Genomic DNA, 26,721 nt, shown 5'->3' with positions numbered 1-26,721 from the left:
CATGGATCGCCATCCCAAAGACAACGACAAGAAGCCCCGCTCCCGTCAAGACGACGGCGCGCGCGGTCCCCGCAATTTCGCCGATAAAGGCCCGCGAAAGCCCTTCGACAAGGACGCAAAGCCAGGCGGCAAGCCTCGCGACCGCGCCGGGGGCAAGCCGGGCGACAAGTCTGCGCCCGAGGCCAAGGGCCCCGAACGCACCGAACGAATCGCCAAGGCCATGGCCCGCGCGGGCATCGCCTCACGTCGCGAGGTCGAACGGCTGATCGGTCTGGGCAAGGTGGCGGTGAACGGCCGCATCCTGGCCACGCCCGCCGTGCTGGTGAAGCGCGACGACAAGATCACCGTCGACGGCAAGCCGATCGGCGCCGCCCAGGCGACGCGCGTCTGGCGCTATCACAAGCCTGCGGGCCTGATCACCAGCCACAACGATCCGGCGGGCCGCCCGACCGTGTTCGACGCCCTGCCCAGCGGCTTGCCGCGCGTGATTTCCGTCGGCCGCCTCGATCTGGCGACCGAGGGCCTGCTGCTGCTGACCAATGACGGCGAACTGAGCCGGGCGCTGGAATTGCCGGACACGGCGCTGGTGCGCCAGTATCGCGCCCGTGCGCGCGGCCGCATCACCCAGGAGCAGTTGGACAAGCTGAAGGACGGCGTCGTTGTCGACGGCGTGCGTTACGGTCCGGTGGAAGCCACCATCGATAAGGCCAAGGAAAAGGCGGAGGGCGAGAAGTCGTCGGCCAACCTGTGGCTCAGCGTCCAGATCACCGAGGGCAAGAACCGCGAAGTCCGCAAGGTGCTGGAGAGCGTCGGCCTGACGGTCAACCGCCTGATCCGCCTGGCCTATGGTCCGTTCCAGCTCGGCACCCTGCCGGTCGGATCGGTCGAGGAAGTCGGCCCGCGCGTGATCCGCGAGATGCTGGCCGAGCATATCCGTCCCGAGAACCTGCCGACCGGCAATACGGTCGCGACGCCGGCGCCTATTCCGGGGCGTCGCGCCAACACGCCGATCGTGCGCGGCAAGTCCGGCTCGGCCATGTCGGATCCGTCGCGTAAGCCCAGCCGCGTGCGCGCCGCAGAAACGGCGGCCGAGGAAGGCGCTGAGTTCGGCAAGCCCGCTCGCAAGGAGGGCTGGGCCAAGGCCAAGCCGAAGTTCGAGCACAAGAAGACTTTCAAGCCGCGCGCCCGTCCGGGTCATGACGAAGGGACGGAAGGCGGCGATCGTGCGCGCCGTCCGTTCACGCCGCGCGAACCGCGCGCCGACCAGTTCATCGACGACCGTCGCGGTCCGCCCAAGGGAGGCCGTCCCGGCGGAAAGCCCGGCGGCAAGCCGTTCGGTCGTCCCGGTGGAGCCGGTGGGCGTCCTGATGCGCGTTCGGACTCTCGTTCGGGCGACCGACCAGGCGGTCCTCGTGGGGGGGGCAAACCGTTCGGAGGCAAACCTTTCGGCGGCAAGCCTTCGGGCGGTGCAGGCGGTCGTGGCGGCCCGCGCGGACGCGGCTGATTATTGAGCAGAGACGCAAGGCATGGCGGACGTTGAAACCCAGTTGAACGGCCGCTGTCTGTGCGGGGCGGTGCGCTTCACCGCCACGCCCAAGGGCGGAATGCACGCCTGCCATTGCGAACGGTGTCGCCGGACCTCGGGCGGGGTGTCGCTCAGCGTCGACTGCGGCGACACTGTCGAGGTCGAGGGGCCGCTGTCGACCTATGATTCGTCCGATTGGGCCGAGCGGCAGTTCTGCTCGGCCTGCGGCTCCAACCTGTTCTGGCGATTGAAGGCGGGCGGTATGGTCATGGTCTCGGTCCAGGCGTTCGACGATCCGTCGGCCTTCGCCTTCGACAGTGAGATCTATATCGACGCCAAGCCTAGCAACTACGCCTTCGCCGGCGACCGCACCCGCATGACCGGCGCCGAGGTCGAGGCGCTTTACGCGGAGGGCTGAGCGCGTCGGGCGCGCACGATCCGCTCGACGACGATCAACACCACGACCAGGGCGACGGCTTCATAGGCGAGCGCCGACAACGGTGCGATTTCTCCTGGCGGAGGTTCAGTAGAAATCGGTTCCTCAAGCAGGGCGATAGCGAGGTTGCCGGCCCAGTGGGCGCCGATGGCGAACTCGATCCCGCCAAGGCGCAAGGCCGCCCAGGTCCAGATCAGGCCTGACAGGGCGCGTGCGACGAAGGCCACAGGATCGGGGTCCACGTGAATGGCGGAAAACACGACGGCGTTGAATAGGCATAGAATGATCAGGCTGCTGGTGAAGCCGCCTGTCACACGGAGCAGGACGCCGCGGAAAACGACTTCTTCGGCGGCGGCTGCGATGAACAGGCCGAGGGCCGCGGCGGCGACGTAGAGCAGGCGGCTTCCGATCGAATAGGCGGGATTCAGGATCGGCGCTGGACCTGCAGGGTCGATCAGGTTGTAGATAATAGCGCTGGCGCTCCCCACCACGGCCATAACGGCGAACCCGAGCCACAATTGTCGCAGCGAGAAGCGGCGGCGGGGCCAGAGAAAGGCCGTCGTCGGCACGCCATAGGCGATTCTGGCGCTGAGCAGGGCGGCCCCCGCCAGCAAACCAAGGAAAGCTCCGAGTTCCAGCACGTATGCGCCTTCGCCATACAGGCGGTCAGGGCCTTCCGGCACAGTGGCCAAGGCGTCTGCATCAAATATGCCTGCGGCCTCTAAAGCGGACATCGCCAGACCGATGACGATGCCGGTGGTGATTATCAGCACGCAGGATAGAGCGATGAAGCCTGCCAGCCGCTTCCAGCGTGCAAGGGGCCGAACGCCGGCGATCAGCGGACTGCTTCGTGCTTCCTCGACCGCAGTGAAGAAAGGCGAGGGGGTGGAACTTGAGAATCCGGCGTTCGACATGGGGCGACCGTTGCATTGCGCGCGTGCTCGGTCCAGAGGCGGGGCCATGAGAATCGTCGCTGGACAATATCGCGGTCGGGCCATCGTTACGCCCGAGGGACAGAACACGCGGCCGACGTCGGATCGGGCGCGTCAGGCGATCTTCAACGTGCTGGAGCATGCGCCGTGGGCCGAAGGTCTGCATGAGGCGCGGGTGATCGACCTGTACGCCGGATCGGGCGCGCTGGGGTTCGAGGCGCTGTCGCGCGGGGCGGCCTTCTGCCTGTTCGTGGATACGGACGACGGCGCGCGCGGCGCGATCCGCGAGAATATGGACGCCTATGGCCTGTTCGGCCGGTGCAGGGTGCATCGGCGCAGCGCGACCGATCTGGGGCCGCGTCCCGGCTCGGCGGGCGAGGCCTTCACCCTGGCGTTTCTGGACCCGCCCTACGCCAAAGGCCTGGGCGAGCAGACGCTGGCGCGGTTGTTGGAGGGCGGCTGGCTGGCGCCGGGCGCCATCGTGGTGTTCGAGCGCGGCTCGGACGAGCCCGAGATCGACACCCCCGGCTATGAGCGGTTGGACGCGCGCGACTACGGCGCCGCGCGCGTCCTGTTCCTCAGGGCGTCAGAAGCTTCGGCCTGAGGTCCGGTTGTCGGCCCGGCTGCGCAGGCGGCTGAGGCCGTCGCGGTTGACGACATAGGGGCCGCCGTTGCGGGACTTGATGACGCCCTTGCGCTTCAGGCTGCGCCATTGATCGAGGTTACAGCCGTCCAGCACCCAGCCTTCGCGGGTGAAGCAGCGGGCGGCCAGGATGCGGCCCTGTTCGTCGCGTTCCAGCAGGATGCGACCGCCCTGGGCGAGGGCGTGGAGCGTGCGTTGCTCCGCACGTGACAGGTTCATGGGATTGAGATTTCCAAGGCATGAGAAGACACGCGCCCGGCGCAACGGGGCGCGGGCGGGCTCAGGAGGCCTCGGGACGATCAGCGTCCGGGCCTATGCCGTGGCTACAATCTCAAACATGGTTCCATCCCATTGGGTGAAGGCGCGGCTTATAGCGCGAGGCGTGATCGGCGGCTAGGCGCTTCAACCTCTGCGGCGCTGAAGTTTGGCAGCCAGGGCGCGGGCGCCGGCCGTGACGTCGGCCCAGGTCACGTCGAAACCGTCGTCTTCGCCGAAATAGGGATCGGCCACGGCCTGACCGGCGCGGCCCTCGACGTGATCCAGCAGCAGGGACAGTTCTGCCGTGGCGTCAGACGGGGCGATGCGGCGCAGGTTGGCCAGATTGTCGTGATCCATCGCCACCAGATGGGTGAAGCGGCGGAAGTCGGCGGGCTTCACCTGACGGCCGCGCAGGGCCGAGATATCGACGCCGTTCCTCAGGGCGACCGCCTGGGCGCGCGGGTCGGGCGGAGCGCCGACGTGCCAGTTTCCTGTGCCTGCGGAATCTGCGATGGCGTCCAGGTTCAGGCGGCGCGCTTCTTCGCGGAAGGCGGCCTCGGCCAGCGGCGAGCGACAGATGTTGCCGAGACAGATGAAGAGGACGGAAGGGGTCATGCCCTCAAGTAGCGAAGCGGTAGGGCGGCGAAAAGATCAGCGCCGCCCGAACAGCTTTTCCAGGTCGTGTAGCTTAAGCTCCACATAGGTCGGGCGGCCGTGGTTGCACTGGCCGGAGTGGGGCGTGGCCTCCATCTGGCGCAGCAGGGCGTTCATCTCGGGCGCCGACAGGACGCGGCCGGAACGCACCGAGCCGTGGCAGGCCATGGTGCCGCAGACCTCGGCCATGCGCTCCTTCAGCGACAGGGCGGCGCCGTGTTCGGACAGGTCGTCGGCGATGTCGCGGATCAGGCCCTGAACGTCGGTGTCGCCCAGCAGGGCGGGCGTTTCGCGCACCAGCACCGCGCCTGATCCAAACGCTTCGACGATCAGGCCCATCTCGGCCAGTTCCTCGGCCTTGGCGGCGACGCGCTCGGCCTCGGCGGGGTCCAGTTCGACGACTTCGGGCGTCAGCAAGGCCTGACGAGTGACGGCGCCGTCGGCCATCTGGGCCTTCATCCGCTCATAGACGAGGCGTTCGTGCGCGGCGTGCTGGTCGACGATGACCAGGCCGTCGCGGGTCTGGGCCACGATGTAGTTGGCGTGCAACTGCGCCCGCGCGGCGCCCAGCGGGTAATCGATCAGGTCGACGGGGGCCGAGGCGCCGGGCGCGATCTGGCCCGCGTGTTCGGCCTGGATGTCGTTCAGGGTGCGGAAGCTGGGGGCGACGGCTTCCCCGCTCCACGTATGCTCGACGCGGGCGGAGCGTTCGTTGAGGCCCGGCAGGTTCTGGGCGGCGGCGGCCGGTTGCGACCAACCTTGCCAGCCGCTCCAGCCCGGCGCGGCGTTGCTGAACCTCTGCGGCGCGGCCGGGTTGTAGAGGGCCTCGCCCGTATGCGGGCGGAACCCAGACAGGGCGTCGGCGGCGACCGTGGTCGAAGCGCGGTGTCCCGCCGCGTGCAGGGCGTGGCGCAGGGCGCCGACGATCAGGCCGCGCACCAGAGCCGGGTCGCGGAAGCGGACCTCCGCCTTGGCCGGGTGGACGTTCACGTCGACATACAGCGGGTCGATGTCGATGAAGAGGGCCGCCGCCGGGTGCCGGTCACGCGCCAGGAAGTCGGCGTAGGCGCCGCGCAGGGCGCCCTGCAGCAGGCGGTCGCGCACCGGGCGGCCGTTGACGAACAGGAACTGGTGCGCCGCATTGCCGCGCGAATAGGTCGGCAGGCCCGCATAGCCCGACAGGCGCACGCCGTCGCGCTCCTGATCTATCAGCAGGGCGTTGGCCTCGAAGTCGCGGCCCAGCAGGGCGCCGAGACGTTTCAGCCGTCCCTCGTCGCCGGGATGTTCGGCGGGCAGGCGCAGGGTCGTCTTGCCGTCGAGGCTAAGGGTGAAGGCGACCGCCTCATGCGCCATGGCCTGGCGCTTGATTTCTTCGGAGATGGCCATGGCCTCGGCCCGCTCGGACTTCATGAACTTCAGCCGGGCAGGGGTGGCGTAGAACAGGTCGCGCACCTCGACCCGCGCGCCGTGCGGGCCGGGGAAGGCGGCGGGCGACAGGGGCCGCTGGGCGCCGCCCTCGACGGAGATGGCCCAGGCGTCGTTCTGGGGCTGGCCCGTCTCGACGCGCGCGCGGGTCGTGATGTTCAGGCGGGCGACCGAGCCGATGGAGGGCAGGGCCTCGCCTCGGAAGCCCAGGGTGAAGATGCGCAGCAGGTCCACGTCGCCCGCGTCGTCCGGCTCCAGCTTCGAGGTGGCGTGGCGCTCGATGGCGACGGGCAGTTCGTCGCGCGGGATGCCCTTGCCGTCGTCGGCGATCAGGATGCGGGTCAGGCCGCCGCCGTCCGCCTGAATCTCGATGCTGCGGGCGTCGGCGTCGATGGCGTTCTCAACCAGTTCCTTGATGGCGCTGGCGGGGCGTTCGACCACCTCGCCGGCGGCGATGCGGTTAACGGTTTCGGGGGGGAGGCGACGGATGGTCATGTGAGTCGCGAGGATAGGCGCCGTCGCCCGCAGACGCACCTCAATCCTTTTTTCGTGAGGTCGAAGGCGGTTTTCGTGATCGGGGGGCTTGAAGCGCGTGAATGGCAACTTATACTGTTGCAGTCCGACGGCGAGGCCGGACGGACACTCCACCTGTTTCCGGACTGTCTGTCCAGTTTTCGTTTCAACCGCCTGATTGAGGTTTCCTCTCCCATGAAGATCAAAGCCGCCCTGATCGCCGTTTCGGCCGCCGCCCTGTTGGCCGCCTGCAGCCAGCCCGCTGACACCGCCGGCGCCCCGACGACCGACGCCGCCTCGACCGCTCCGGTCGCGCTGAAGGCCACCTCGGGCGTCTATGTGATGGACCCGACCCACGCCTCGCTGCAGTGGTCGCTGCCGCACAACTCGATCTCGAACTACACGGCGCGCTTCAACAAGTTCGACGCCAAGATCACTCTGGACACCGCCAACCTGGCCAACAGCACGGTCGAGGCGACCATCGATCCGGCCTCGGTCGACGCCAACTATCAGGGCGACTACGTCGGCACCCACGCCGCCACCGGCTTCAAGAGCTGGAGCGAGGACATCGCCAAGAACAAGAACTTCCTGAACGCGACCGCCTTCCCGCAGATCACCTTCAAGTCGACCAAGGTCGAGCTGACGGGCACGCGCACCGCCAAGGTGACGGGCGACCTGACCTTCCTGGGCGTGACCAAGCCCGTGACCCTGGACGCCACCTTCAACGGCGACCTGGAGAAGCACCCGTTCGTGCCGGCGCCGGCCATCGGCTTCTCGGCTGAAGGCAAGTTCAAGCGCACCGACTTCGGCATGGCGCTGGGTCCGGTCGGCGATGAAGTGACGATCCGCTTCGACGCCGAGTTCATCCAGGAAGTCGCCCCGGCGGCTCCGGCGGCTCCCGCCGCCTGATAGGCTGCGACACGACGAAGGGGCGGGGCCGTTCGGTCCCGCCCTCTTCATGTTCAGACTGACGCGAGAGCTCTCATGACCCGCCGCCGCCCCAGCCGATACAGCGCCGTCGCCATCACCCTGCACTGGTTGATCGCGATCGCCATCCTGTCGATGATCCCGATGGGTTGGTGGATGAGCGACGCCATCGTCGAGCCGGACAGCCAGGCGCTGGCCTATCGCGTTTTCCAGATTCACAAGTCGATCGGCTTCCTGATCCTGGCGCTGACGGTGCTGCGGATCCTGTGGCGGTTGACGCACCCGGTTCCGGCCCTGCCCGGCGCCATGAAGGGGTGGGAGCAGTTCGCCGCGCGGGCGACGCACGCCGCCTTCTACGCCCTGATGCTAGCCTTGCCGCTGACGGGGTGGGCCTATGTCTCGACCGGCTGGTCCGTGGTCACGGACACGCCGTTGGCCGTGGCGACCAGCTGGTTCGGCCTGTTCACCATTCCGCATCTGCCCTTCATCGAGCATGCTTCCGAAGCCGCCCGTCGCATGACGGCCTGGATGGCCGTGGGCGCGCACAGCAAGCTGGCATGGGGCGCGATCGTGCTGGTCGCCCTGCACGTCGGGGCGGCGCTGAAGCACCAGTTCTTTGAGCGCGACGGCGTGCTGTCGCACATGATCCCGGTCCTGCCGCATGGCGACGACGCGCATGGCGTCGCGCCCGAGCCGACGCTGGCCCTGCGCTGGGCCGAGCGGCTGGCGGGCGTGGCCTTCGTGGTCGTGATCGGCGCCGCCTTCGGACTGGCGGCCAAGCCTGCGCCCAAGACGGAGGGGCAGGCGGTCGCCTCGGCGCCCGCCGCCGCGCCTGCGGCTGACGCCGCTGTGACGCCGGGCACGGCCGCCGCCTGGACCGTGGACAAGGCCGCCTCGACCATCCAGTTCACAGGAACCCACACCGGCAAGGCCTTCACCGGCCGGTTCGAGCATTGGGACGCGCAAGTCTGGTTCGACCCGGCCGATCTGGCTGGATCGAAAGCGGTGGTGACGGTCCAGACCGGCACGGCCAAGACCGGCGACGCCACCCAGGAAGGCAGCCTGCCGGGCGCCGAATGGTTTGACACGTCGACCTATCCGACCGCGCGCTTCGCGGCGACGGCGTTCAAGGCGCTGGGCGGCAACCGCTTTGAGGCGACGGGAACCCTGCGCATCAAGACGACGACGGTCCCGGTCGTCCTGCCCTTCACCTTCGACGAGGCGAACGGGACGGCGACGGTCGCGGGCAAGCTGGAGCTGGACCGCACGGCGCTGAACATGGGCATGGCGTCCGACGCGGGCGGCGACTGGGTGTCCAAGGCCATCGGCGTCGAGATCAAGGTCAAGGCGACGCGTCAGGGTTAAGAAATCGGGCGCGGGGTTTGCCCGACTCCGCGCGGGGCGCTACAGCCTTCGGCTCTCCCTCCCTTGAGCGCCGAAAGAGCGACGCCATGCACGATATCCGAGCCATTCGCGACAATCCCGAAGCCTTCGTTGCAGGCTGGTCGTCGCGCGGCGTGGATGACGCCGCCGATGTCGTCGCGCGCATTCGGGCGCTGGACGTCGACCTGCGCGCCGCCCAGACGCGCGGTCAGGACGCCCTGGCCAGGCGCAACGCCGCCTCCAAGGCCATCGGCGCCGCCATGGGCAAGAAGGACATGGCCGAGGCCGACCGCCTGAAGGCCGAGGTCGAAGCGCTGAAATCTGAGATCAACGAAGCTGGCCTTTCCGAGGCGGTTGCTAGCGACCAGTTGCGCGACCTGCTTGCAGGATTGAAGAACATAGCCGCCGCCGACGTGCCGGACGGCGAGGACGAAAACGACAACGTCGAAGTCCAGAAGTGGGGCGAACCGCGCACGACAGGCCCGACAAAGGATCACGCCGATCTGGGCGAGGCGCTGGGGCTTCTTGACTTTGAAGCCGCTACGCGGATGTCCGGCTCGCGCTTCGCCGTGCTGAAGGGCCAACTGGCGCGTCTAGAGCGCGCCATCGGTCAGTTCATGTTGGACCTGCAGACAGACCAGCACGGGTATCAGGAAGTGAATCCGCCGTTCCTCGTCAAGGATGAGGCGATGTTCGGCACCGGGCAGTTGCCGAAGTTTTCCGATGATCAGTTCCTGGCGCTTCCAGGAATCGGAGAACTCAACAGATACGCGGTGGACTACGCTCAGACAGTTGCAGACAGCTTGGCCAATATCGGCGATCCGAAGTTTCTGCATCCTGACACTCGTCAGGAAGCCATTGAACAATCGCTTACAATTCACGATCCAGATCGAACAAACTTAGCCTTTGAGCAACGCCGTAGCGGACACTGGCTCATCCCCACTGCTGAAGTCTCCCTGACCAACCTCGTGCGCGAGCAGATCCTGTCCGAGGACGAGGTCGCTCAGCCCATGCGTCTGACCGCCCTGACGCCCTGTTTCCGAGCCGAGGCCGGGTCGGCGGGGCGTGATACGCGCGGCCTGATCCGCCAGCATCAGTTCTCCAAGGTCGAGATGGTCTCCATCTGCCGACCCGAGGACTCCGAGGCCGAGCACGAGCGCATGACCGGTTGCGCCGAGGCGGTGCTTCAGGCGCTGGAGCTGCCCTATCGCAAGGTGCTGCTGTGCAAGGGCGACATGGGCTTCTCGGCGCAGAAGACCTATGACCTCGAGGTCTGGCTGCCGTCTCAGAACACCTATCGCGAGATCAGCTCCTGCTCGAACTGCGGCGACTTCCAGGCTCGGCGCATGGACGCCCGGTTCAAGCGCGCGGGCGAGAAGAAGACCGAGTTCCTGCACACCCTGAACGGTTCGGGTCTGGCGGTCGGTCGCACCCTGGTCGCGGTGATGGAAAACTATCAGCAGGAGGACGGGACCATCGCGGTTCCGGCCGCCCTTCAGCCCTATATGGGCGGACTCAAGACTGTAGGCGTGGCGTCCAACTGATGCGTATCCTTCTGACCAACGACGACGGCATCGAGGCCGAGGGTCTCGCCTGCCTGGAGAAGATCGCCCGCGCCCTGTCGGACGACGTCTGGGTCGTCGCGCCGCAGACCGAGCAGTCGGCCAAGGGGCGGGGCATCACCCTGACCGAGCCGCTGCGCGTCAATCAGCTGGGCGACAAGCGGTTCGCCGTGACCGGCACCCCGACGGACTGCGTCATCCTGGCGGTCAACGACATCATGCCCGAGAAGCCCGATCTGGTGCTGTCGGGCGTCAATCGCGGCCATAACGTGGGCGAGGACGTCAGCTATTCCGGCACGGTGGCGGGCGCCCTTCAGGGCATGGCCTTCGGCATCCGCTCCATCGCCCTGTCGCAGTCGCTTGAGCGTTTTCACGACGAGGCGATCGCCCATTGGGAAACGGCCGAGGCCTTCGGTCCCGGCATCGTCGCCCGGCTGCTGGAGCAGAAATGGGGGGAGGGCGTGGTCATGAACGTCAACTTCCCGCGCCTGCCGCCGGAACTGGTCAAGACGGTTGAGGTGACACGCCAGGGCTTCCGCGACATCGGTGAAATGCACGCTATTCGCCGTACGGATCTGCGCGGCCGCGACTACTACTGGATGGCCTTCCGCGGCGCCCCGCAGGAACACGCCGACGGCACCGACCTGCGCGCCATGGACGAGGGCCGCATCTCGGTCACGCCGCTGCACATCGACCTGACGCACATGCAGTCGGTCAATGATCTGAAGAAGGTGCTGGGCGGGGCGCCGCCCAAGGGGCCTCAGGAAAAATGAGTCTCAGGGACGACCGCGCGGGCCGATTGATCCTGTCGCTGCGGCGTCAGGGGGTGACGGACGCGCGGGTGCTGAAGGCGATGGAGTCCATCGACCGCGCCGTCTTTGTCCATGAGAAATTTCTCGATCAGGCGTGGGAGGATCAGGCCTTGCCGATCGACTGCGCCCAGACGATCAGCCAGCCCTTCATCGTCGGCCTGATGACTCAGGCGCTGGACGTTCAGCCGCGCCATCGCGTGCTCGAGATCGGCACCGGCAGCGGCTATCAATGCGCGGTTCTCAGCCGCATGGCGCGTTTCGTCTATTCGGTCGAGCGTTACAAAAGCCTCTTAAATGAGGCCGAAAACCGATTGAAAATACTCGGTATCGACAATGTCTTCACTCGCCATGGCGACGGCGGGCAGGGCTGGATGGAGCAGGCGCCGTTCGACCGCATCATGGTTACAGCCGCTTCGCCGCACGAGCCGACGGAGCTGCTGAAACAGTTGAAGCCAGGCGGCGTCCTGGTCGCGCCGGTGGGACGCACCTCGGTGCAGATGCTGAACCGCTACACGGGCCAGCCGGACGGCAGTTTCCAGCGCGAGAGCCTGTGTGAAGTCCGCTTCGTGCCGCTGGTCGAGGGTACGGCGAAAGAGGGGTGAGGAGCGAAATCTCACCGCTCCATTAACCTTTCCGCCCCACTTTCGCGCGGGTTATTGGGTTGGATTTGGCGGCGGACCGGGGCAAACCGGGTTCGAATGCTGAACAAGGTTAATACGGAGAGACGCATGAGCGGCTTCACAGGCTGGATCAGGGCGGCGGTTGTCGTCGGCGGGGCGCTGGCGGTTACGGCGTGTTCGACCTATCCGAGCGAGCCGCGTTATTCGACCCGGCCGACCACGCCGGGCGCCTATCCGCAACAGCCGGGGCAACCCCAGGGCCAGCAGCCCGGCGCCTATTCGAACAATCCCTATTACCAGGGCCCGGCGACACAGCCGCAGCAACCTGCGCCTCAGCCGTATGAGGAAGGCCCACGCGCCCCCGCAGGCGATATTCAAGGCGGCGTCCTTCCGCCTGCGGGCGGCCCCGCCTATCCGTCGACCGGCGCTCCGGTCACGGTGACGCCGCCCCCCGTCGCAGGCAATCCCTCGATGCCTGGCGCGACCTATGTGATCCAACCGGGCGACACCATCTCGGGCGTGGGGCGTCGTTTCCGTACGCCGGTGCAGATCCTGATCGACCTGAACGGCCTGGGGCCGCGTGGCGCGATCTCGGCCGGGCAACGCATCATCCTGCCGGACAGCGCGGTGGACGCCGGGACTGATCCTTACGCCATGGGGCCGTCGCCTGTCGGCGTGCGTACGCCGAACAGCGGCGTGGTTCCTCCGCCTCCGCCGCCGCCCAGCGGTAATGCGCCGTTGCCGCCGCCTCGCACGCCCGCTGCGGCGACGCCTGCTTCGCCGGTTCGCACGCCCTCGACGGCGGTCGGTCAGCCGTTGGCTCTGCAATGGCCGGTGCGTGGTGACATCTTGCGTCGCTTCGGTCCGGTGGGCATGGGCGAGCGCAACAACGGCATCAACATCGGCGCTTCGGCCGGAACCGAGGTGAAGGCCTCGGCCGATGGCACGGTGGCCTATGTCGGCGATGACATCGTCGGGCAGGGGCTGACGGTTCTGGTCGTTCACCGCGACGGCTGGCGCACGGTTTACGGTCATCTGGGCTCGGCCACGGTGCGGGACGGGGCGCAGGTTCGGGCCGGTCAAGCCATCGGCACAGTGGGTCTGACGGCAGGCGATGGACGCCCGTCGATCCATTACGAAGTGCGTCAGATGCGCGGCGATGATCCGGTCGCCCTGGACCCGCTGACGGTGCTTCCGCGCTGATTGGATGAAAAGACGTGTCCGGGCGGCGACGCTCGGATGCTCTTGTCACTGCGTCGCGTTGCAAATCGGCCCGGCGCGCCCTAGGTTCCGCGCCTTGTTTTTGATGGGCCCCCGATGAAGGCGCGGCCCGCGTCGGGGAGTTTCCAATGACTGCAACCCAAGACGGCGGCCTGATGGCCCTAGTCATTCAGATCGCGCCGATCGTCGCGATCTTCATTCTGTTCTACTTCCTGATGATCCGCCCGCAGCAAAAGCGGATGAAGGCGCATCAGGCCCTGATCGCAGGCGTCAAGCGCGGCGACGAAGTCGTCCTGTCGAACGGCATGGTCGGCAAGGTCACCCGCGTCGAGGACGCCGAGGCCATGGTCGAGATCTCGCAAGGCGTGAACGTCCGCGTGGTCAAGGCGATGATCGCCGAAGTCCGCAATCGCACCGCCATCGCAGCTAACGACAAGGGCTGATAGCCCGGTCCCTGACCTTCGCCCGAAGAGAGCCCTGACATGATTCAGCTTGCGCGCTGGAAAGTCGTCCTGGTCGTGTTGTCGCTCGTCATCGGGCTGCTGCTGGCCTTCCCGAGCATGCTCAGCCAGGAGCAGCGCGATGCGCTGCCCGGCTGGCTGCCCAAGAACGGCCTGAACCTGGGCCTCGATCTGCAGGGCGGTTCATACCTGCTGCTAGAAGTTGACGTGCCGGAGATGCGTGAAAAGCGCCTCACCAACCTGATGGAGGACGTTCGCGTCACGCTCAGGGAAGAGCAGATCAACATCGCGAGCATGCAGCGTGAAGCTGGCGGCGTCGTCGTGACCGTGGCCGAGGGCGCGTCATACGACGCCGCCTTTAACGCCCTGCGCACCATGGCTCAGCAGGGCGCAGGCGCGACCGGCCAGCCGGATCGCGTGGCGACCAAGCTGGGCGGCGGCCGTATTCGCTATGCCTTCACCGATGTGGCTCTGAACAGCATGGGAGCCACGGCAGTCGATCAGTCGATCGAGGTCGTGCGTCGTCGCCTGGACAGCTCGGGCACCAAGGAAATCTCGATCACGCGTCAGGGGGCCGACCGCATTGTGGTTCAGGCTCCGGGCCAGAGCGATCCGGCCGAGTTGGAGCGCCTGGTGGGCCGCACGGCTCAACTGACCTTCCAGATGGTGGATACCTCGCCGACGGGGCTAAACGACGCCCTGGCCGGCCGGGTGCCGCCGGACGCCCAACTGCTGACCGATGACCTTGGCACGCCTTACCTGGTCAAGAAACGCATTCTGGTCTCGGGCGAGAACCTGACCCGCGCCGGCGTCGGAACGGACCAGAACCAGCGTCCCGCCATCGACTTCCAGTTCGACGGCCAGGGCGCGCGTCGCTTCGGCGAAGCCACCGCCCAGAACATCGGCAAGCCCTTCGCCATCATCCTGGACGGTCAGGTCATCTCGGCTCCGACGATCCAGGGCGCCATCGCTGGCGGCAGCGGTCAGATCACTGGCAGCTTCACTATCGCTTCGGCTTCCGAGCTGGTGAATTTGCTCAACGGCGGCGCTCTGCCGGCGCCGTTGAACGTTGAGGAACGTCGTGTCGTCACTGCCGAGCTGGGCGCGGACGCCGTGTCGGCGGGCATGATCTCGACGGTTATTGGCTTCATCCTGATCTGCGTCTTCATGATCGGCGCTTACGGCTTCCTGTTCGGCGGCGTTTCGGTGCTGGGTCTGATGCTGAACGGCATCCTGATCATAGCCGCCATGTCGCTGTTCGGCGCCACCCTGACCCTGCCTGGGATCGCGGGTCTGGTGCTGACCTTCGCCGTGGCCGTGGACGCCAACGTGTTGATCTTTGAGCGGATGCGCGACGAAGCGAGGGCCGGCCGTTCGGTCATCGCCTCGATGGACGCCGGCTTCAACAAGGCCATGGGCACCATCATTGACGCCAACCTGACCACCCTGGTCGCGGCGCTGATCATGTTCATGTTCGGCGCGGGCCCCGTGCGCGGCTTCGCCTGGACGCTGACCATTGGCGTCTTCACCTCAATGTTCTCCTCGGTGATGGTCGCCCAGGTGCTGTTCGGGTATTGGCTCAAGGTCGCCAAGCCCAAGAAACTGCCGATTGCGGAGTGATGGCGATGCGTGGATGGCCCCTCATCAAACTGCTGCCGCAGAAGACGAACTTCCGGTTCGTCAAATATGCGCCCGCCGCCGGCGTGATCTCGCTGATCCTGTGCGTGGCGGCGATCGTCGGCTGCTTCTATCCAGGTCTGAACCTGGGCATCGACTTCCGCGGCGGCGCCTCGATGGAAGTGTCGAAGCCCGCCGGTCAGGTTCTGGAACTGGATCAGGTGCGCGGCGCCGTCAGCGATCTGGGGCTGGGCGACGTTCAGGTGCAAGGCATCGACAGCGCCTCCAGCGCCATCGTCCGTTTCCAGATTCCTGAAGGCGAAGGTCAGAGCGTTGTCGTCGCGCGGGTCGAGAAGGCGATCGACGACGCCGTGGGCGAGGTGAAATACTCGGGCGTCAGCGTCGTCGGCTCCAAGGTATCGGGTGAGCTGTTTACCAGCGGCCTGTTGGCGCTGGGCGCGGCCATTGTGCTGATGTTCATCTACATCTGGTTCCGGTTCGAGCCGCAGTTCGGCTTCGGCGCCCTGGCCGGGCTGGTGCACGACATGGTGTTGACGTTCGGACTGATCGTGCTGTTCCGTTTCGAGTTCAGCCTGAACACCGTCGCGGCTGTCCTGACCGTTATCGGTTATTCGATGAACGATACCGTCGTCGTGTTCGACCGTCTTCGCGAGAATCTGCGCAAGTATAAGACCATGCCGCTGCGCGAGGTCATCGACCTGTCCCTGAACGAGACACTGTCGCGAACCATCATCACTGGCGTCACGGCCGTCGGCGTTCTGGCGGTGCTGGCCCTGTTCGGCGGCGAGGCCCTGTTCGGCTTCTCCATCGTGCTGATGGTCGGCATCATCATCGGCACCTATTCGTCGATTTATGTCGGCGCGCCGATCATCCTGATGTGGGGCGTGAAGCGCGGTGGTTCGGCCGACGAGGACGCTAAGCCGATCAAGTTCGGCATGGCCAGCCGCCCCTAAAAACAGGCGCGCTCGTGCTCCGTTCAAACCCGCTCTTCCAGTCAGGAGGGGCGGGTTTTTACGTTCAGGAAGGGCCGATCCGCTCATCTGGACTTGAGCCGCGAACCGCAATGGTCGATGGCCCTGCGCATGAACAGTTCCGTTGATCTCGATGCTCAGGTCCGTGCGGCCGATCCCGACCGCTGGCTGTCCAGCCGGTTCGTCGCCGATGAGCAGATGCGCGCTGACCTGATCGCCCTGTACGCTTTCGAGGCCGAGCTGCTGGCCATACCCACGCGGGTCACTCAACCTCTGCTGGCCGAGATGCGCTATACGTGGTGGGCCGAGCAGATGGACGGTGCGTTCAGCGATGCGCCGCGCGTCGGCCACCCGATCTTGGAGGCTCTGACCGCCGCGGTGACGCGGCACGGCCTGTCACGTGAACCCTTTGACGCTCTGATCCGGGCGCATATCGGCCGAGTGCATGGCGAAGCGCATGATCTGGACGCCTTCTATACTGGGCCGATGCAGGTCGCGGCGCGCATTCTGGCGGGCGAGGGGCATGAGGCGGAGGTCGCCGAGGCGGGCCGTATGCGTGGCCTGGCTCAGACGGGGCGGAATAATGAGGCCAGAAATATGCGCCGGGCGGCGAACACAGCCTTGAAGGGTCTGCCGACGGCCGCCTTTCCAGCCGTGGCGCACGCGACGCTAACGCGGGTGGATGAAGCGGAGCCGTTCAAGCGGCTGCGGCTGTTCTGGGCCGTGCTGAGCGGGCGCGTCTAGACTGAGTTCAACGGCAGCTTGATGAAGCGCTTGCCTGATGCTTCGCTTGGGGGCAGGGCGCCAGCGCGGATGTTTACCTGAAGCGCGGGCAAGATCAACTGCGGCGCCTTCAATGTGGCGTCTCGCGCCTCGCGTAGGGCGACAAAGGCGGATTCTGAGCAACCGCCGCCGATGTGGATGTTGTCGTTCTTCTGTGCGGCGACCGTTGTTTCCCAGTGAAATTCGGTGCGACCTTCGGGCAGGTAGTCGTGGCCGACGAAGACGCGTGTGTCGTCTGGCAGGCCGAGGATGCGCTGGATCGAACGATACAAGGCGCAGGCGTCGCCGCCTGGGAAATCACAGCGCGCCGTGCCGAAGTCCGGCATGAACAGAGTGTCGCCGACGAAGACCGCATCGCCGATTCGATAGCTGACGCAGGCGGGCGTATGACCGGGCGTGTGCAGCACTTCGACCGGGATCGAGCCGAGCATGAAGCGCGCGCCGTCGGCGTATGTCTCGTCGAAGACTGCGCCGTCGGGCGTTACGTCCACGGCGTCGAACAGGTCGCCGAAGGTCTTTTGTACGCGTGCGATCCTATCGCCGATGCCGATGGGGGCGCCGGTGCGGGTGCGGATCTTATCGGCGCCTGTCAGATGGTCGGCGTGTGCGTGGGTTTCGAGGATGCGCTCAAGCCTCAAGCCGCGCGCGGCGAGGACGTCGAGTACTCGCTCCACCGAAGCGGTCGATGTGCGCGCCGTCGCTGGATCATAGTCCAGTACGGGATCGATGATGATCGCCGCATTGGTCGCCGGATCCGAGACCACATAGGTCACGGTGTGGGTGGCCGGATCGAAGAAGCCGAGAACGTCAGGGCGGGCGAGAAGGCGGGTCATGGAGGTCTCCGTTCCTCTCCTAAATATTAGTTATTGCTAATTTAGCAAGATTGAATATATGAGCATCATGATTGATCTCGAAGCCATGGGGCTGGAACGTTTCCAGGTCAGCGCCGGCGACGCCGCGGGCTTGCTGAAGGCGTTGTCCAACGAAAACCGCCTGATGATCCTGTGTCAGATCGGCGAGGGCGAACGTCAGGTGTCCGATTTTCAGCTCGGCCTGTCGCAATCGGCCCTGTCGCAGCATCTGGCGCGCCTGCGCGAGGACGGGCTGGTCAGCGCGCGCAAGAGCGGCACCGCTGTCTTCTATCGCATCGCCGATCCCGCCGCCCTGAAGGTGATCGGGGTGCTGGCCGAGATCTTTTGCCCGCCTGAGGCGCGTTGAGCGCCGCCTTCCTGACGGAGAATCCGATGAATACGCTAATCTCTTTGTCGCCCGCAGACGTCGCCGCCCGCCTGAAAGCCGGTCAGGCCGTTCTGATCGACGTACGCGAGCCGGACGAGCATGCGCGCGAACACATCGCCGGCGCAGTGACGGCGCCTTTGTCCGCTTTCGAGGCTGCTGATCTGGGACTCGATCCCGGCAAGGACGTGATCTTCATGTGCCGCAGCGGCAATCGCACGGCCGGCAACTGTGACCGGCTGGCCGCCCGCATCGACAGCCCGGCGCATGTCCTGGCGGGCGGTCTGGATGCGTGGAAGAAGGCGGGCCTGCCGGTCGTCGCCGACCGCAAGCAGCCGCTGGAGCTGATGCGTCAGGTGCAGATGGCGGCGGGCGGGCTGATCCTGGCGGGCGGGGCGCTGGGCGTCATGGTCCACCCCGGCTTCTGGGGGATCAGCGCCTTTGTCGGGGCGGGCCTGTTCGTAGCGGGGGCGACCGGCTTTTGCGGCATGGCGCGTCTGCTGGCGGTCATGCCCTGGAACCGCCGGATGAAGCGCGCCTAGCGCTCCAACACGCCGATCAGCCGAGCAAGCAGGGCGCCCAGCGTGGCCTGCTCCTCGCGCGACAGGCCGGCCAGCATGGCCTGGCTTTCAGCCATGTGCAGCGGCATCAGGCCGTCGATCAGGTCGAAGCCCTTGGGCGTCAGCCTGACCAACGAAGCGCGGCGGTCGCTGGGGTGGGGCGTGCGCTCGATCAGGCCGGATTTCTGCAGCCGGTCCAGCCGCGCCGTCATGCCGCCGGACGACATCATCGTCGCCTCATAGAGGGCCGTCGGCGTCAGCCCGTCCGGCGAGGGCGCGCGGCGCAGGGTGGCCAGGACGTCGAACTCGCCATGCTGCAGCCCATGGCGGGCGTAGAGCGGCGCCTGCCGCTCGCGCGTCACCAGAATCGAGGCCTCATGCAGACGGCCCAGCGTCTCCATGGCCAGCAGGTCGAGGTCGGGGCGCGCGACCGCCCATTGGGCGGCGGCGCGAGAAGCGCGATCGGTCATTGTCTTGACATCAAGATACTTGATAGCGAGACACTATCGCCTTTCGCAGCCGGAGTCACCTCGGATGGATCAGTCGAACGCCCCGCAACCGTCGCGCGGCGCGGGTCTGCTGCTGATCGCGGCCATCTTCGCCCTGGCGCTGAACCTGCGTCCGGCGATGGCGGCGGTAGGGCCGCTGCTGGACCTGATCGAAGCGGCGACCGGCATGGATTCGACCACGGCCAGCCTGCTGACCACCCTGCCGGTGGCGATGATCGGCATCGGCGCTCTGTCGATCCGGCCGTTGCGACGGCGTTTGGGCGAGCGCAAGGGCATCCTGCTGGGCGCGGTGCTCATCGGCCTGGCCTGTCTGGCGCGAGCGGTTTTCGACGGGACGGCCGGTCTGATCGCCAGCGCCGTCGTGGTCGGCGTCGGCGTGGCCTTGATCCAGGCCCTGGCGCCCGTTGTCATCAAGCGGGCCTTCCCGACGCGCTTCGGCACGGTCATGGGCGTCTATACGACCGGCATCATGGGCGGGGCGGCCGTGGCGGCGGCGACGGCGGCAGGCTTGGCGGGAGCCGTCGGCTGGGCCGGGGCGCTGGCGCTATGGGCGGTCCCGGCCTTCCTGGCGGCGGTCGTCTGGATCGTCGCTGCGCGCGACCCGGCGGCCGAGGAGCCGAACCGCGCCGCCGTAGCTGAAGGAACCCACCCCGAGGTTCCGTTCTGGAAACAGCCCAGGGCGTGGGCGCTGGTTCCGATTCTGGGGCTGGGCACCTCGGCCTATACGCTCGTGCTGGCCTGGCTGCCGCCTTACTACGTCGACATGGGACAGGCGCGCGCCACGGCGGGCTTCCTGCTCAGCGGCATGACGGGCGCCGAGGTCGCGGCGGGCGTGCTGGTGTCCCTGTTCATCGCGCGTTTTCCCGACCGGCGTGGGCCGATGCTGGCGGCGGTGGCTCTGGCGTTGATCGGTCTGGCGGGGTTGGTGCTGACCCCGGTCAGTCTGGCGGTTCCGGTCATGCTGCTGCTGGGCCTGGGGATCGGCGCGGTGTTTCCGCTGACCCTGATCCTGGCCATGGATCAGATCGACGATCCGGTGCGCTCAGGCGATCTGCTCGCCTTCGTTCAGGGGGGCGGCTACATCATCGCCAGCCTGTCGCCGCTGGCGGCCGGGCTGCTGCGCGACCGCCTGTCGGACCTGAGCCAGGCCTGGATGCTGATGGGACTGGGCCTCGTCGCCATGGCGGCTATGACACTGGCCTTCAAGCCTGGCGGCGCGAAGCTGCGTTAGGCCGCCGTGTCGCGCCAGGCCTTCAGAGCGTCCATGGCCCGGATGCTCTGCAGGCGCTTCTTGGCGCGGCCGCGCTCCTTGGGATGGATGCGCTTGCCGTCTTCATCGACCTTGGGCGCCTCCAGCGGCGGAAGCAGGCCGTAGTTGATGTTCATCGGTTGGAACTTCGAACCTTCCAGATGCCCGCCGGTGATGTGCTCCACCAGGGCGCCCATGGCCGTTTCCGGCGGCGGCGCGGCCAGATCGCGACCCAGTGCCTGGGCGGCGGCCAGTCGGCCGGTCAGCAGGCCCATGGCGGCGCTTTCGACATAACCCTCGACCCCCGTCACCTGACCGGCGAAGCGCAGGCGCGGAATGGCCTTCAGCCGCATCTGCTTGTCCAGCAGTTTCGGGCTGTTCAGGAAGGTGTTGCGGTGCAGGCCGCCCAGACGCGCGAACTGGGCGTTCTCCAGGCCGGGGATCATGCGGAAGACCTCGGTCTGAGCGCCGTATTTCAGCTTGGTTTGGAAGCCGACCATGTTGAACAGGGTGCCCAGCGCATTGTCCTGGCGCAGCTGGACGATAGCGTAGGGCTTGACCGTCGGATTGTGCTGATTGGTCAAGCCGACCGGCTTCATCGGGCCGTGGCGCAGGGTTTCGCGGCCGCGCTCGGCCATGACCTCGATCGGCAGGCAGCCGTCGAAATAGGGGACGTTCTCCCACTCCTTGAACTCGGCCTTCGGACCGCCCAGCAGGGCGTCGATGAAGGCTTCGTACTGGGCCTTGTCCATCGGGCAGTTGACGTAGGCCGCCGCGTCGCCGCCGGGGCCTTCCTTGTCATAACGCGACTGGCGCCAGGCCACGTCGAAATCGATGCTGTCGGCGTGCAGAATGGGCGCGATGGCGTCGAAGAAGCTGAGGCTTTCCTCGCCCGTCGCCTTCAGGATGGCGTCGGCCAGGGCGGGCGAGGTCAGCGGGCCAGTGGCGACGATGACATTGTCCCAGTCTTCCGGCGGAATGCCCGCGATCTCTTCGCGCACGATGGTCACGAGGGGGTGGGCTTCCAGTTTGGCCGTCACGGCGTCCGAGAAGCCGATGCGATCGACCGCCAGGGCGCCGCCCGCCGGCACCTGATTGGCGTCGCCCGAGGCCATGATCAGGCTGTCCAGCGCCCGCATCTCGGCGTGCAGCAGGCCGACGGCGTTGTACTCCCAATCGTCCGACCGGAAGGAGTTGGAGCAGACCAGCTCGGCCAGGCCCGTGGTGTGGTGGGCGTCGGTGCGCACCTGCTCCGGCTCGTCCCGACGCATTTCGTGCAGGATGACGGGCACGCCCGCCTGGGCGATCTGCCAGGCCGCTTCGGATCCGGCGAGACCTCCGCCGATGACGTGGACGGGACGGGGAGAGGAGGACGTGTTCGACATGGCGGCCTAATAGCCGTCCGCCGTGGTCCTGTCATGCACCTGTGCGGCGTCATGCGGGCGGGGTGTCGCGGCGGCGGTTTCCCCCCTATAGAAAACGGCGGAGGCTGTTCATGACCCAGGGATTCTTGATAGGCGATGCGTTGACGGACGGATTTCGCCTGATTGGGCGCAAACCGCTCAACGTGCTGGCCTGGGGGATTCTGCTGACGCTGCCGGTGCTGCTGTCGGCTTTTCTGGTCATCGACATGATCGCTTCGATCGGCGTCGATGCGATGGCGGCCGAGGATCCGGGACCAGAGGCGTTCGCCGCCATCATGCGGGTACAGGCGCTCTCGGGGCTACTGAATCTGCTACAGATGTGCGTCTATGTACTGGTGATCGCGGCGGTCTGCCGAGCGGTGCTGTGGCCTGGACGGGCGCCGGGCCGCATTTTCGATCTTCGAGTCGGCATGGACGAGGCGCGGGTGGCGGTGGCCTGTGTGGCCATCATGATCGGTTGCTACGGAGTTCTGTTCGTCATCCTGCTGCTGGCCTTCGCCTTTGGCGCGGCGCTGTGGATGGTGTCCGAGGCCGCGGCGATGAGCCTAGGCGTCATTGTCGGTCTGGCGGGCCTGGTCGGCGTGGCCTGGGCGGCGCTGAGGGCGTCGATGATCATCCCGGCCAGCGTGGGGCTGAAGGACTTCGCCTTTGTCGACGGCTGGCGTTTGACGAAGGGACGAGTCGCGCCGTTGCTGGGGCTGGCCGTAACGACGTTTCTGCTGGCTGTGCTCGTTCAGGTCCTGATTGTGACGATCGTCGCTGTCGTAGTGTTTGCGATCAGCATTCCCTTCTGGCCGCAATTGCTTGCCTGGGCTGAGGGGATGGCGGCCGGTGCGGCGCCGCAGCTCAACGCCGGCGTCGTCATGGCTGTGAGCCTAGCCCTGTTTCCCGTGATTGCGGCCTACTATGGTGTGATCACCGTGGTCACGACCGCGCCCTGGGTTTCGGCCTGTCGTCAGATGCTGGATGCGAAGGCGCGGGACGAAACTTCCGTCGCCGCGTTAAGCTGAACGGGAATCGTGAGGAGCAGCATGAGTTTCAACGCCACCGAATTCGCCTTTGAGGGCTTCCGTCTGGCGCGCCGCGCGCCGCTGGCCATCCTGGCCTGGGCCGCAGCCTATGTGATCTTTTTCGCCGTCTTCTTCGCTGTCGCGGGCGGCAGTCTGATCAACGTCGTCACCTTGGCTGAACAACTCCAGCAGAGCGCCGAGCCGTCGATGGAGGAGATGGCGATCATAATGCGGGCCTATGGGGCGTTGATGTTCCTGGCCCTGCCTCTGTCGATGTTGTTCAGCGCCGTGCTGAGCACGGGGGTGGCTCGCGCCGTCATTCGTCCCGAGGACGGCCGTTTCGGCTATCTGCGTCTGGGCCTGGATGAACTGCGGATTCTGGCGGCGATGCTGGCGGTTGGATTGCTGATGCTGGGTGTGACGGCGGGCGGCATGGGCGTGGCCGGCGTGCTGGGCGGCCTGGCTGCGGAGACCAGCGCACCGGTGTTGATCCTGCCGGCGGTGCTGGTTGGGTTGGCGACGGTCGGCGTCTCGATTTGGCTAGCCGTTCGTCTGAGTCTGGTTGTGCCGATCAGCTTCGCCGAGCGAAAGATCGCCCTTAAGGAAAGCTGGGTCATGAGCAAGGGGCGCTTCTGGCCGCTGCTGGGCATGGCGGTGTTGGCGGGCGTCATGTCCATGCTGGTGGGACTGCTGGGCTCCATTGTCATCGCGCCGCTGAATCTGATCTTCGGCGGTCTGGAGAGTCTGGCGGGGGCGGAGACGACCAATGTCGCCGCGCTGCTCGTGAAGTTCTGGCCAGCTCTGTTGGTGTGGGGCGTGGTCAACGCCCTGCTGTCGGCGGCGCAGGCGGCTATCATCTATGCGCCGTTCTCGGCCGCCTATCTGGGCATCAAGGGCGTGCCGCGAACTTGATCGGACGCCGCCGTTGGAAATGAAAACGCCGCGCTCCGACAGGGGCGCGGCGTTCTTTTCAGGTCAGGCGCTCTTGCGGGCCTTAGTGCGCTTGGCTGGTGAGGGTTCGGCGGTCAGGGCGGCGACGCGGCCCTTGCGGCGTTCCTCGTGCCGGTCCAGCACCTCCTTCAGGTAACGGCCGGTCCAGCTGGCGGGGTTCTCGGCGACCTGTTCCGGCGTACCGACGGCGACGATCTCGCCCCCGCCGTCGCCGCCTTCGGGGCCGAAGTCCAGCAGGTGATCGGCCACCTTGATGACGTCGAGGTTGTGCTCGATCACGACGATGGTGTTGCCGTTCTCGACCAGTTCCTGAAGCACTTCGAGCAGCTTGCGCGTGTCCTCGAAATGCAGGCCGGTCGTCGGCTCGTCGAGGATGTACAGCGTCTTGCCGGTCGCCCGTTTCGACAGCTCCTTCGACAGCTTGACCCGCTGCGCCTCGCCGCCGGACAGGGTGGTGGCGGGCTGGCCGACCTTGACGTAGCCCAGACCCACCCGCTCCAGCGTCAGCATCTTGTCGCGGATCGAGGGCACGGCGGTGAAGAAGCGCGCGGCTTCTTCCACCGTCATGTCCAGAACGTCGGATATGCTTTTGCCTTTGAAGACAATTTCCAGCGTCTCGCGGTTGTAGCGCTTGCCCTTGCAGACGTCGCAGGTGACGTAGACGTCGGGCAGGAAGTGCATCTCGATCTTAATGACGCCGTCGCCCTGACAGGCCTCGCAGCGGCCGCCCTTGACGTTGAAGCTGAAGCGGCCGGGGCCATAGCCGCGCGCCTTGGCCTCGGGCAGGCCCGCGTACCAGTCGCGGATCGGGCCGAAGGCGCCGGTATAGGTCGCCGGGTTCGAGCGCGGGGTGCGGCCGATGGGCGACTGGTCGATGTCGATGACCTTGTCGAAATGCTCCAGCCCCTCGATGCGGTCGAAGGGGGCGGGGGCGTCGGACGCATTGTTCAGACGCCGCGCGGCGGCCTTGTAGAGCGTCTCGATGGTGAAGGTCGACTTCCCGCCGCCCGACACGCCGGTGATGCAGGTGAAGACGCCGACCGGGATCTCGCCGGTGACGTTCTTCAGGTTGTTGCCCGTGGCGCCCGAGACCTTGAGCATCCGTTTGCGGTCGATCGGGCGGCGGCCTTCGGGCGGCAGTTCGATCTCGCGCGCGCCGGTCAGATACTGGCCCGTCAGCGACTTGGGGTTGGCCATGACCTCGGCGGGCGTGCCCTCGGCGCAGACCGTGCCGCCGTGGACACCGGCGGCCGGGCCCATGTCGATGACGTAGTCGGCCGTCAGGATGGCTTCCTCGTCGTGTTCGACCACCAGCACCGAGTTGCCGAGGTCGCGCAGGCCCTTCAGGCTGTCCAGCAGGCGGGTGTTGTCGCGCTGGTGCAGGCCGATCGACGGTTCGTCCAGCACATAGAGGACGCCGGTCAGACCCGACCCGATCTGCGACGCCAGGCGGATGCGCTGGCTCTCGCCGCCCGACAGGGTGCCGGAACTGCGCGACAGGTTCAGATAGTCGAGGCCGACGTTGTTCAGGAAACGCAGCCGGTCGGTGATCTCTTTCAGGATGCGCCGGGCGATTTCGATCTGCTTTTCGGTCAGGGCGTCTTCCAGCGTCGAGAACCACAAGAAGGCCTTGGAGATCGACAGGTTGGAGATGTCGGCGATGTCCTCGCTCCCGACCTTGACCGCCAGGGCCTCGGGCTTCAGGCGCTTGCCGCCGCAGACCTCGCACGGGGTTTCGGACTGATAGCGGCCCAGTTCCTCGCGCACCCAGGCGCTGTCGGTCTCGCGCCAGCGGCGTTCCAGGTTCGGCAGCACGCCCTCGAACGGCTTGGAGACCTCGTATTTGCGGGCGTTGTCGTCATAGACGAACTTGATCTTCTCGCCGCCCGAGCCGCGCAGAATGACGCTCTGCGCCTTCTCCGGCAGGTCGCGCCACGCCTTGTCCATCGAGAAGCCGTAGTGCAGGGCCAGCGACTGCAGCGTCTGCGTATAGAGGGGCGACGGGCCGCGCGCCCACGGCGCCACCGCCCCCTTGTGCAGGGTCTTGTCGCGGTCTGGGATCACCAGATCGGCGTCGAAGGCCAGCTTGACCCCCAGGCCGTCACAGGCCGGGCAGGCGCCGAAGGGGTTATTGAACGAGAACAGCCGCGGCTCGATCTCGCTGATGGTGAAGCCTGAGACAGGACAGGCGAACTTCTCGGAAAAGACGATGCGGCGCGGCTCTTCGCCTTCGGGCGCATTCGCCCATTCCGCCGTGGCGATGCCGTCGGCCAGACCCAGCGCGGTCTGGATGCTGTCGGCGTATCTCGGCTCAAGACCTTCTTTGGTTACAATGCGATCGACGACAATATCGATGTCGTGCTTGAACTTTTTGTCGAGCGCGGGGGCGTCCTCGATGGCGTAGAACTCGCCGTCGATCTTCAGCCGCTGGAAGCCCTGCCGCTGCCACTCGGCCATTTCCTTCTTGTACTCGCCCTTGCGGCCGCGAACGACCGGGGCCAGGAGCAGGATACGCTCGCCGTCGGGCAGGGCGGTCAGCTTGTCGACCATCTGGCTGACGGTCTGGCTCTCGATCGGCAGGCCGGTGGCGGGCGAATAGGGAATGCCCACGCGCGCCCAGAGCAGACGCATGTAGTCGTGAATCTCGGTGACCGTGCCTACGGTCGAGCGCGGGTTCTTCGACGTCGTCTTCTGCTCGATGGAGATGGCCGGGGACAGGCCCTCGATCAGGTCCACGTCCGGCTTGCCCATCAGCTCCAGGAACTGGCGCGCATAGGCAGACAGGCTCTCGACGTAGCGGCGCTGGCCCTCGGCATAGATGGTGTCGAACGCCAACGAGGATTTGCCCGACCCCGACAGGCCGGTCATGACCACCAGCTGCTCGCGCGGAATGTCGAGATCGACGCCCTTGAGGTTGTGCTCGCGGGCGCCGCGAACGCGGATGAAGTTGTGCTTTTCGATCATGTGATCCGAGGAACGCGGGAGACCCCTAAAACGGTCCGGGGCGACGACGCTATA

Annotated in this window: 26 protein-coding genes; 18 read left to right on the top strand and 8 right to left on the bottom strand. The window is 66.6% G+C overall.

Going from position 1 to position 26,721, the window contains the following annotated elements:
* Position 1 precedes the first annotated feature (1 nt).
* Positions 2-1,504, top strand: a complete 1,503-nt coding sequence (locus tag ABC419_RS10735) for a pseudouridine synthase (protein WP_412877503.1) — start codon at positions 2-4, stop codon at positions 1,502-1,504.
* Positions 1,505-1,526: 22 nt separating this feature from the next.
* The gene (locus tag ABC419_RS10730; RefSeq protein ID WP_412877504.1) at positions 1,527-1,943 is read left to right on the top strand and encodes a GFA family protein; all 417 of its coding nucleotides are present in this window, start codon (positions 1,527-1,529) and stop codon (positions 1,941-1,943) included.
* On the opposite strand, the gene ABC419_RS10725 is transcribed toward ABC419_RS10730, so the two are convergent.
* The gene (locus ABC419_RS10725; protein ID WP_412877505.1) at positions 1,928-2,875 is read right to left on the bottom strand and encodes a CPBP family intramembrane glutamic endopeptidase; all 948 of its coding nucleotides are present in this window, start codon (positions 2,873-2,875) and stop codon (positions 1,928-1,930) included. The two genes, ABC419_RS10730 and ABC419_RS10725, sit on opposite strands and share 16 nt — an antisense overlap.
* A 46-nt stretch (positions 2,876-2,921) precedes the next feature.
* Here ABC419_RS10725 and rsmD point away from each other — a divergent pair, with 46 nt between their 5' ends.
* Positions 2,922-3,497: a 16S rRNA (guanine(966)-N(2))-methyltransferase RsmD gene (gene rsmD / locus ABC419_RS10720; protein WP_278448589.1), complete on the top strand. Its 576-nt coding sequence runs from the start codon at positions 2,922-2,924 to the stop codon at positions 3,495-3,497.
* On the opposite strand, the gene ABC419_RS10715 is transcribed toward rsmD, so the two are convergent.
* From ABC419_RS10715 to mutL, 3 genes are all read right to left on the bottom strand, one after another.
* Positions 3,480-3,755, bottom strand: a complete 276-nt coding sequence (locus tag ABC419_RS10715) for a YjhX family toxin (RefSeq protein WP_003165268.1) — start codon at positions 3,753-3,755, stop codon at positions 3,480-3,482. The two genes, rsmD and ABC419_RS10715, sit on opposite strands and share 18 nt — an antisense overlap.
* 183 nt (positions 3,756-3,938) lie before the next feature.
* Complete coding sequence (locus tag ABC419_RS10710) at positions 3,939-4,409, bottom strand: low molecular weight protein-tyrosine-phosphatase (protein WP_412877506.1); 471 nt, start codon at positions 4,407-4,409, stop codon at positions 3,939-3,941.
* 36 nt (positions 4,410-4,445) lie between these two features.
* A complete protein-coding gene (gene mutL / locus ABC419_RS10705; protein ID WP_412877507.1) occupies positions 4,446-6,368 on the bottom strand; it encodes a DNA mismatch repair endonuclease MutL in 1,923 nt (640 codons plus the stop codon).
* A 213-nt stretch (positions 6,369-6,581) separates the two neighbouring features.
* Between mutL and ABC419_RS10700 the strand changes: the two genes are divergently transcribed.
* The 10 genes from ABC419_RS10700 to ABC419_RS10655 all read left to right on the top strand — a co-directional run bounded on the left by ABC419_RS10700 (position 6,582) and on the right by ABC419_RS10655 (position 16,725).
* Positions 6,582-7,295 (top strand): YceI family protein, encoded by a 714-nt coding sequence (locus ABC419_RS10700; protein ID WP_412877508.1) that lies wholly within the window; start codon positions 6,582-6,584, stop codon positions 7,293-7,295.
* Positions 7,296-7,370: 75 nt separating this feature from the next.
* Positions 7,371-8,678 carry a YceI family protein gene (locus ABC419_RS10695; RefSeq protein ID WP_412877509.1) on the top strand — a complete coding sequence of 436 codons (1,308 nt, stop codon included), beginning with the start codon at positions 7,371-7,373 and terminating at the stop codon, positions 8,676-8,678.
* An 86-nt stretch (positions 8,679-8,764) separates the two neighbouring features.
* Positions 8,765-10,240: a serine--tRNA ligase gene (gene serS, locus ABC419_RS10690; RefSeq protein WP_412877510.1), complete on the top strand. Its 1,476-nt coding sequence runs from the start codon at positions 8,765-8,767 to the stop codon at positions 10,238-10,240.
* On the top strand, positions 10,240-11,031 hold the full coding sequence (gene surE, locus ABC419_RS10685; protein ID WP_003165262.1) for a 5'/3'-nucleotidase SurE: 792 nt from the start codon (positions 10,240-10,242) through the stop codon (positions 11,029-11,031). The genes serS and surE overlap by 1 nt, the downstream gene beginning before the upstream one ends.
* A complete protein-coding gene (locus ABC419_RS10680; protein WP_200165301.1) occupies positions 11,028-11,672 on the top strand; it encodes a protein-L-isoaspartate(D-aspartate) O-methyltransferase in 645 nt (214 codons plus the stop codon). The genes surE and ABC419_RS10680 overlap by 4 nt, the downstream gene beginning before the upstream one ends.
* A 126-nt stretch (positions 11,673-11,798) precedes the next feature.
* The gene (locus ABC419_RS10675) at positions 11,799-12,893 is read left to right on the top strand and encodes a peptidoglycan DD-metalloendopeptidase family protein (RefSeq protein WP_412877511.1); all 1,095 of its coding nucleotides are present in this window, start codon (positions 11,799-11,801) and stop codon (positions 12,891-12,893) included.
* A 146-nt stretch (positions 12,894-13,039) separates the two neighbouring features.
* Positions 13,040-13,354: a preprotein translocase subunit YajC gene (gene yajC, locus ABC419_RS10670; RefSeq protein ID WP_003165259.1), complete on the top strand. Its 315-nt coding sequence runs from the start codon at positions 13,040-13,042 to the stop codon at positions 13,352-13,354.
* 39 nt (positions 13,355-13,393) lie between these two features.
* Complete coding sequence (secD, locus tag ABC419_RS10665) at positions 13,394-14,992, top strand: protein translocase subunit SecD (protein WP_412877512.1); 1,599 nt, start codon at positions 13,394-13,396, stop codon at positions 14,990-14,992.
* Positions 14,992-15,963, top strand: coding sequence for a protein translocase subunit SecF (gene secF / locus ABC419_RS10660; protein ID WP_125900234.1), 972 nt, complete (start codon positions 14,992-14,994; stop codon positions 15,961-15,963). Before secD ends, secF begins: the two co-directional genes overlap by 1 nt.
* A 129-nt stretch (positions 15,964-16,092) precedes the next feature.
* On the top strand, positions 16,093-16,725 hold the full coding sequence (locus ABC419_RS10655; RefSeq protein WP_412877513.1) for a squalene/phytoene synthase family protein: 633 nt from the start codon (positions 16,093-16,095) through the stop codon (positions 16,723-16,725).
* On the opposite strand, the gene ABC419_RS10650 is transcribed toward ABC419_RS10655, so the two are convergent.
* On the bottom strand, positions 16,722-17,597 hold the full coding sequence (locus ABC419_RS10650) for an MBL fold metallo-hydrolase (protein ID WP_412877514.1): 876 nt from the start codon (positions 17,595-17,597) through the stop codon (positions 16,722-16,724). The genes ABC419_RS10655 and ABC419_RS10650 overlap by 4 nt on opposite strands.
* Positions 17,598-17,664: 67 nt before the next feature.
* Here ABC419_RS10650 and ABC419_RS10645 point away from each other — a divergent pair, with 67 nt between their 5' ends.
* Together ABC419_RS10645 and ABC419_RS10640 are read left to right on the top strand one after the other, a co-directional pair.
* Complete coding sequence (locus ABC419_RS10645; protein ID WP_412878014.1) at positions 17,665-17,982, top strand: ArsR/SmtB family transcription factor; 318 nt, start codon at positions 17,665-17,667, stop codon at positions 17,980-17,982.
* A 26-nt stretch (positions 17,983-18,008) separates the two neighbouring features.
* On the top strand, positions 18,009-18,542 hold the full coding sequence (locus ABC419_RS10640) for a rhodanese family protein (RefSeq protein WP_412877515.1): 534 nt from the start codon (positions 18,009-18,011) through the stop codon (positions 18,540-18,542).
* Here the strand turns inward: ABC419_RS10640 and ABC419_RS10635 are convergent.
* Positions 18,539-19,030, bottom strand: a complete 492-nt coding sequence (locus tag ABC419_RS10635; RefSeq protein ID WP_368922774.1) for a MarR family winged helix-turn-helix transcriptional regulator — start codon at positions 19,028-19,030, stop codon at positions 18,539-18,541. The two genes, ABC419_RS10640 and ABC419_RS10635, sit on opposite strands and share 4 nt — an antisense overlap.
* Positions 19,031-19,094: 64 nt before the next feature.
* On the opposite strand from ABC419_RS10635, the gene ABC419_RS10630 reads away from it, so the two are divergent.
* Complete coding sequence (locus ABC419_RS10630; RefSeq protein WP_412877516.1) at positions 19,095-20,300, top strand: MFS transporter; 1,206 nt, start codon at positions 19,095-19,097, stop codon at positions 20,298-20,300.
* On the opposite strand, the gene trmFO is transcribed toward ABC419_RS10630, so the two are convergent.
* Entirely contained in the window at positions 20,297-21,703 is a 1,407-nt protein-coding gene (trmFO, locus tag ABC419_RS10625; protein ID WP_412877517.1) for a methylenetetrahydrofolate--tRNA-(uracil(54)-C(5))-methyltransferase (FADH(2)-oxidizing) TrmFO, read from the bottom strand. The genes ABC419_RS10630 and trmFO overlap by 4 nt on opposite strands.
* Before the next feature lie 110 nt (positions 21,704-21,813).
* On the opposite strand from trmFO, the gene ABC419_RS10620 reads away from it, so the two are divergent.
* Positions 21,814-22,752 (top strand): hypothetical protein, encoded by a 939-nt coding sequence (locus tag ABC419_RS10620; RefSeq protein WP_412877518.1) that lies wholly within the window; start codon positions 21,814-21,816, stop codon positions 22,750-22,752.
* A gap of 21 nt (positions 22,753-22,773) precedes the next feature.
* Entirely contained in the window at positions 22,774-23,664 is an 891-nt protein-coding gene (locus ABC419_RS10615) for a hypothetical protein (protein ID WP_412877519.1), read from the top strand.
* A gap of 63 nt (positions 23,665-23,727) precedes the next feature.
* On the opposite strand, the gene uvrA is transcribed toward ABC419_RS10615, so the two are convergent.
* Positions 23,728-26,667: an excinuclease ABC subunit UvrA gene (gene uvrA / locus ABC419_RS10610; protein WP_412877520.1), complete on the bottom strand. Its 2,940-nt coding sequence runs from the start codon at positions 26,665-26,667 to the stop codon at positions 23,728-23,730.
* Positions 26,668-26,721 lie beyond the last annotated feature (54 nt).

The organism is Brevundimonas phoenicis (assembly GCF_047237745.1).
Classification (GTDB): Bacteria; Pseudomonadota; Alphaproteobacteria; order Caulobacterales; family Caulobacteraceae; genus Brevundimonas.
The sequence above is the reverse complement of the archived record's forward strand: the minus strand, read 5'-3'. Positions and strand labels throughout refer to the sequence as shown.

Excerpts from the sequence above, each read along its gene's own strand:
- surE (WP_003165262.1), top strand. The coding sequence starts at position 10,240 with ATGCGTATCCTTCTGACCAACGACGACGGCATCGAGGCCGAGGGTCTC.
- ABC419_RS10735 (WP_412877503.1), top strand. The coding sequence starts at position 2 with ATGGATCGCCATCCCAAAGACAACGACAAGAAGCCCCGCTCCCGTCAA.
- rsmD (WP_278448589.1), top strand. The coding sequence starts at position 2,922 with ATGAGAATCGTCGCTGGACAATATCGCGGTCGGGCCATCGTTACGCCC.
- ABC419_RS10675 (WP_412877511.1), top strand. The coding sequence starts at position 11,799 with ATGAGCGGCTTCACAGGCTGGATCAGGGCGGCGGTTGTCGTCGGCGGG.
- ABC419_RS10645 (WP_412878014.1), top strand. The coding sequence starts at position 17,665 with ATGATTGATCTCGAAGCCATGGGGCTGGAACGTTTCCAGGTCAGCGCC.
- serS (WP_412877510.1), top strand. The coding sequence starts at position 8,765 with ATGCACGATATCCGAGCCATTCGCGACAATCCCGAAGCCTTCGTTGCA.
- ABC419_RS10680 (WP_200165301.1), top strand. The coding sequence starts at position 11,028 with ATGAGTCTCAGGGACGACCGCGCGGGCCGATTGATCCTGTCGCTGCGG.
- ABC419_RS10695 (WP_412877509.1), top strand. The coding sequence starts at position 7,371 with ATGACCCGCCGCCGCCCCAGCCGATACAGCGCCGTCGCCATCACCCTG.
- ABC419_RS10715 (WP_003165268.1), bottom strand. The coding sequence starts at position 3,755 with ATGAACCTGTCACGTGCGGAGCAACGCACGCTCCACGCCCTCGCCCAG.
- ABC419_RS10650 (WP_412877514.1), bottom strand. The coding sequence starts at position 17,597 with ATGACCCGCCTTCTCGCCCGCCCTGACGTTCTCGGCTTCTTCGATCCG.
- ABC419_RS10725 (WP_412877505.1), bottom strand. The coding sequence starts at position 2,875 with ATGTCGAACGCCGGATTCTCAAGTTCCACCCCCTCGCCTTTCTTCACT.
- mutL (WP_412877507.1), bottom strand. The coding sequence starts at position 6,368 with ATGACCATCCGTCGCCTCCCCCCCGAAACCGTTAACCGCATCGCCGCC.
- yajC (WP_003165259.1), top strand. The coding sequence starts at position 13,040 with ATGACTGCAACCCAAGACGGCGGCCTGATGGCCCTAGTCATTCAGATC.
- ABC419_RS10615 (WP_412877519.1), top strand. The coding sequence starts at position 22,774 with ATGAGTTTCAACGCCACCGAATTCGCCTTTGAGGGCTTCCGTCTGGCG.
- secD (WP_412877512.1), top strand. The coding sequence starts at position 13,394 with ATGATTCAGCTTGCGCGCTGGAAAGTCGTCCTGGTCGTGTTGTCGCTC.
- ABC419_RS10710 (WP_412877506.1), bottom strand. The coding sequence starts at position 4,409 with ATGACCCCTTCCGTCCTCTTCATCTGTCTCGGCAACATCTGTCGCTCG.
- ABC419_RS10655 (WP_412877513.1), top strand. The coding sequence starts at position 16,093 with ATGAACAGTTCCGTTGATCTCGATGCTCAGGTCCGTGCGGCCGATCCC.
- ABC419_RS10620 (WP_412877518.1), top strand. The coding sequence starts at position 21,814 with ATGACCCAGGGATTCTTGATAGGCGATGCGTTGACGGACGGATTTCGC.
- secF (WP_125900234.1), top strand. The coding sequence starts at position 14,992 with ATGGCGATGCGTGGATGGCCCCTCATCAAACTGCTGCCGCAGAAGACG.
- trmFO (WP_412877517.1), bottom strand. The coding sequence starts at position 21,703 with ATGTCGAACACGTCCTCCTCTCCCCGTCCCGTCCACGTCATCGGCGGA.
- ABC419_RS10635 (WP_368922774.1), bottom strand. The coding sequence starts at position 19,030 with ATGACCGATCGCGCTTCTCGCGCCGCCGCCCAATGGGCGGTCGCGCGC.
- ABC419_RS10630 (WP_412877516.1), top strand. The coding sequence starts at position 19,095 with ATGGATCAGTCGAACGCCCCGCAACCGTCGCGCGGCGCGGGTCTGCTG.
- ABC419_RS10640 (WP_412877515.1), top strand. The coding sequence starts at position 18,009 with ATGAATACGCTAATCTCTTTGTCGCCCGCAGACGTCGCCGCCCGCCTG.
- ABC419_RS10730 (WP_412877504.1), top strand. The coding sequence starts at position 1,527 with ATGGCGGACGTTGAAACCCAGTTGAACGGCCGCTGTCTGTGCGGGGCG.
- uvrA (WP_412877520.1), bottom strand. The coding sequence starts at position 26,667 with ATGATCGAAAAGCACAACTTCATCCGCGTTCGCGGCGCCCGCGAGCAC.
- ABC419_RS10700 (WP_412877508.1), top strand. The coding sequence starts at position 6,582 with ATGAAGATCAAAGCCGCCCTGATCGCCGTTTCGGCCGCCGCCCTGTTG.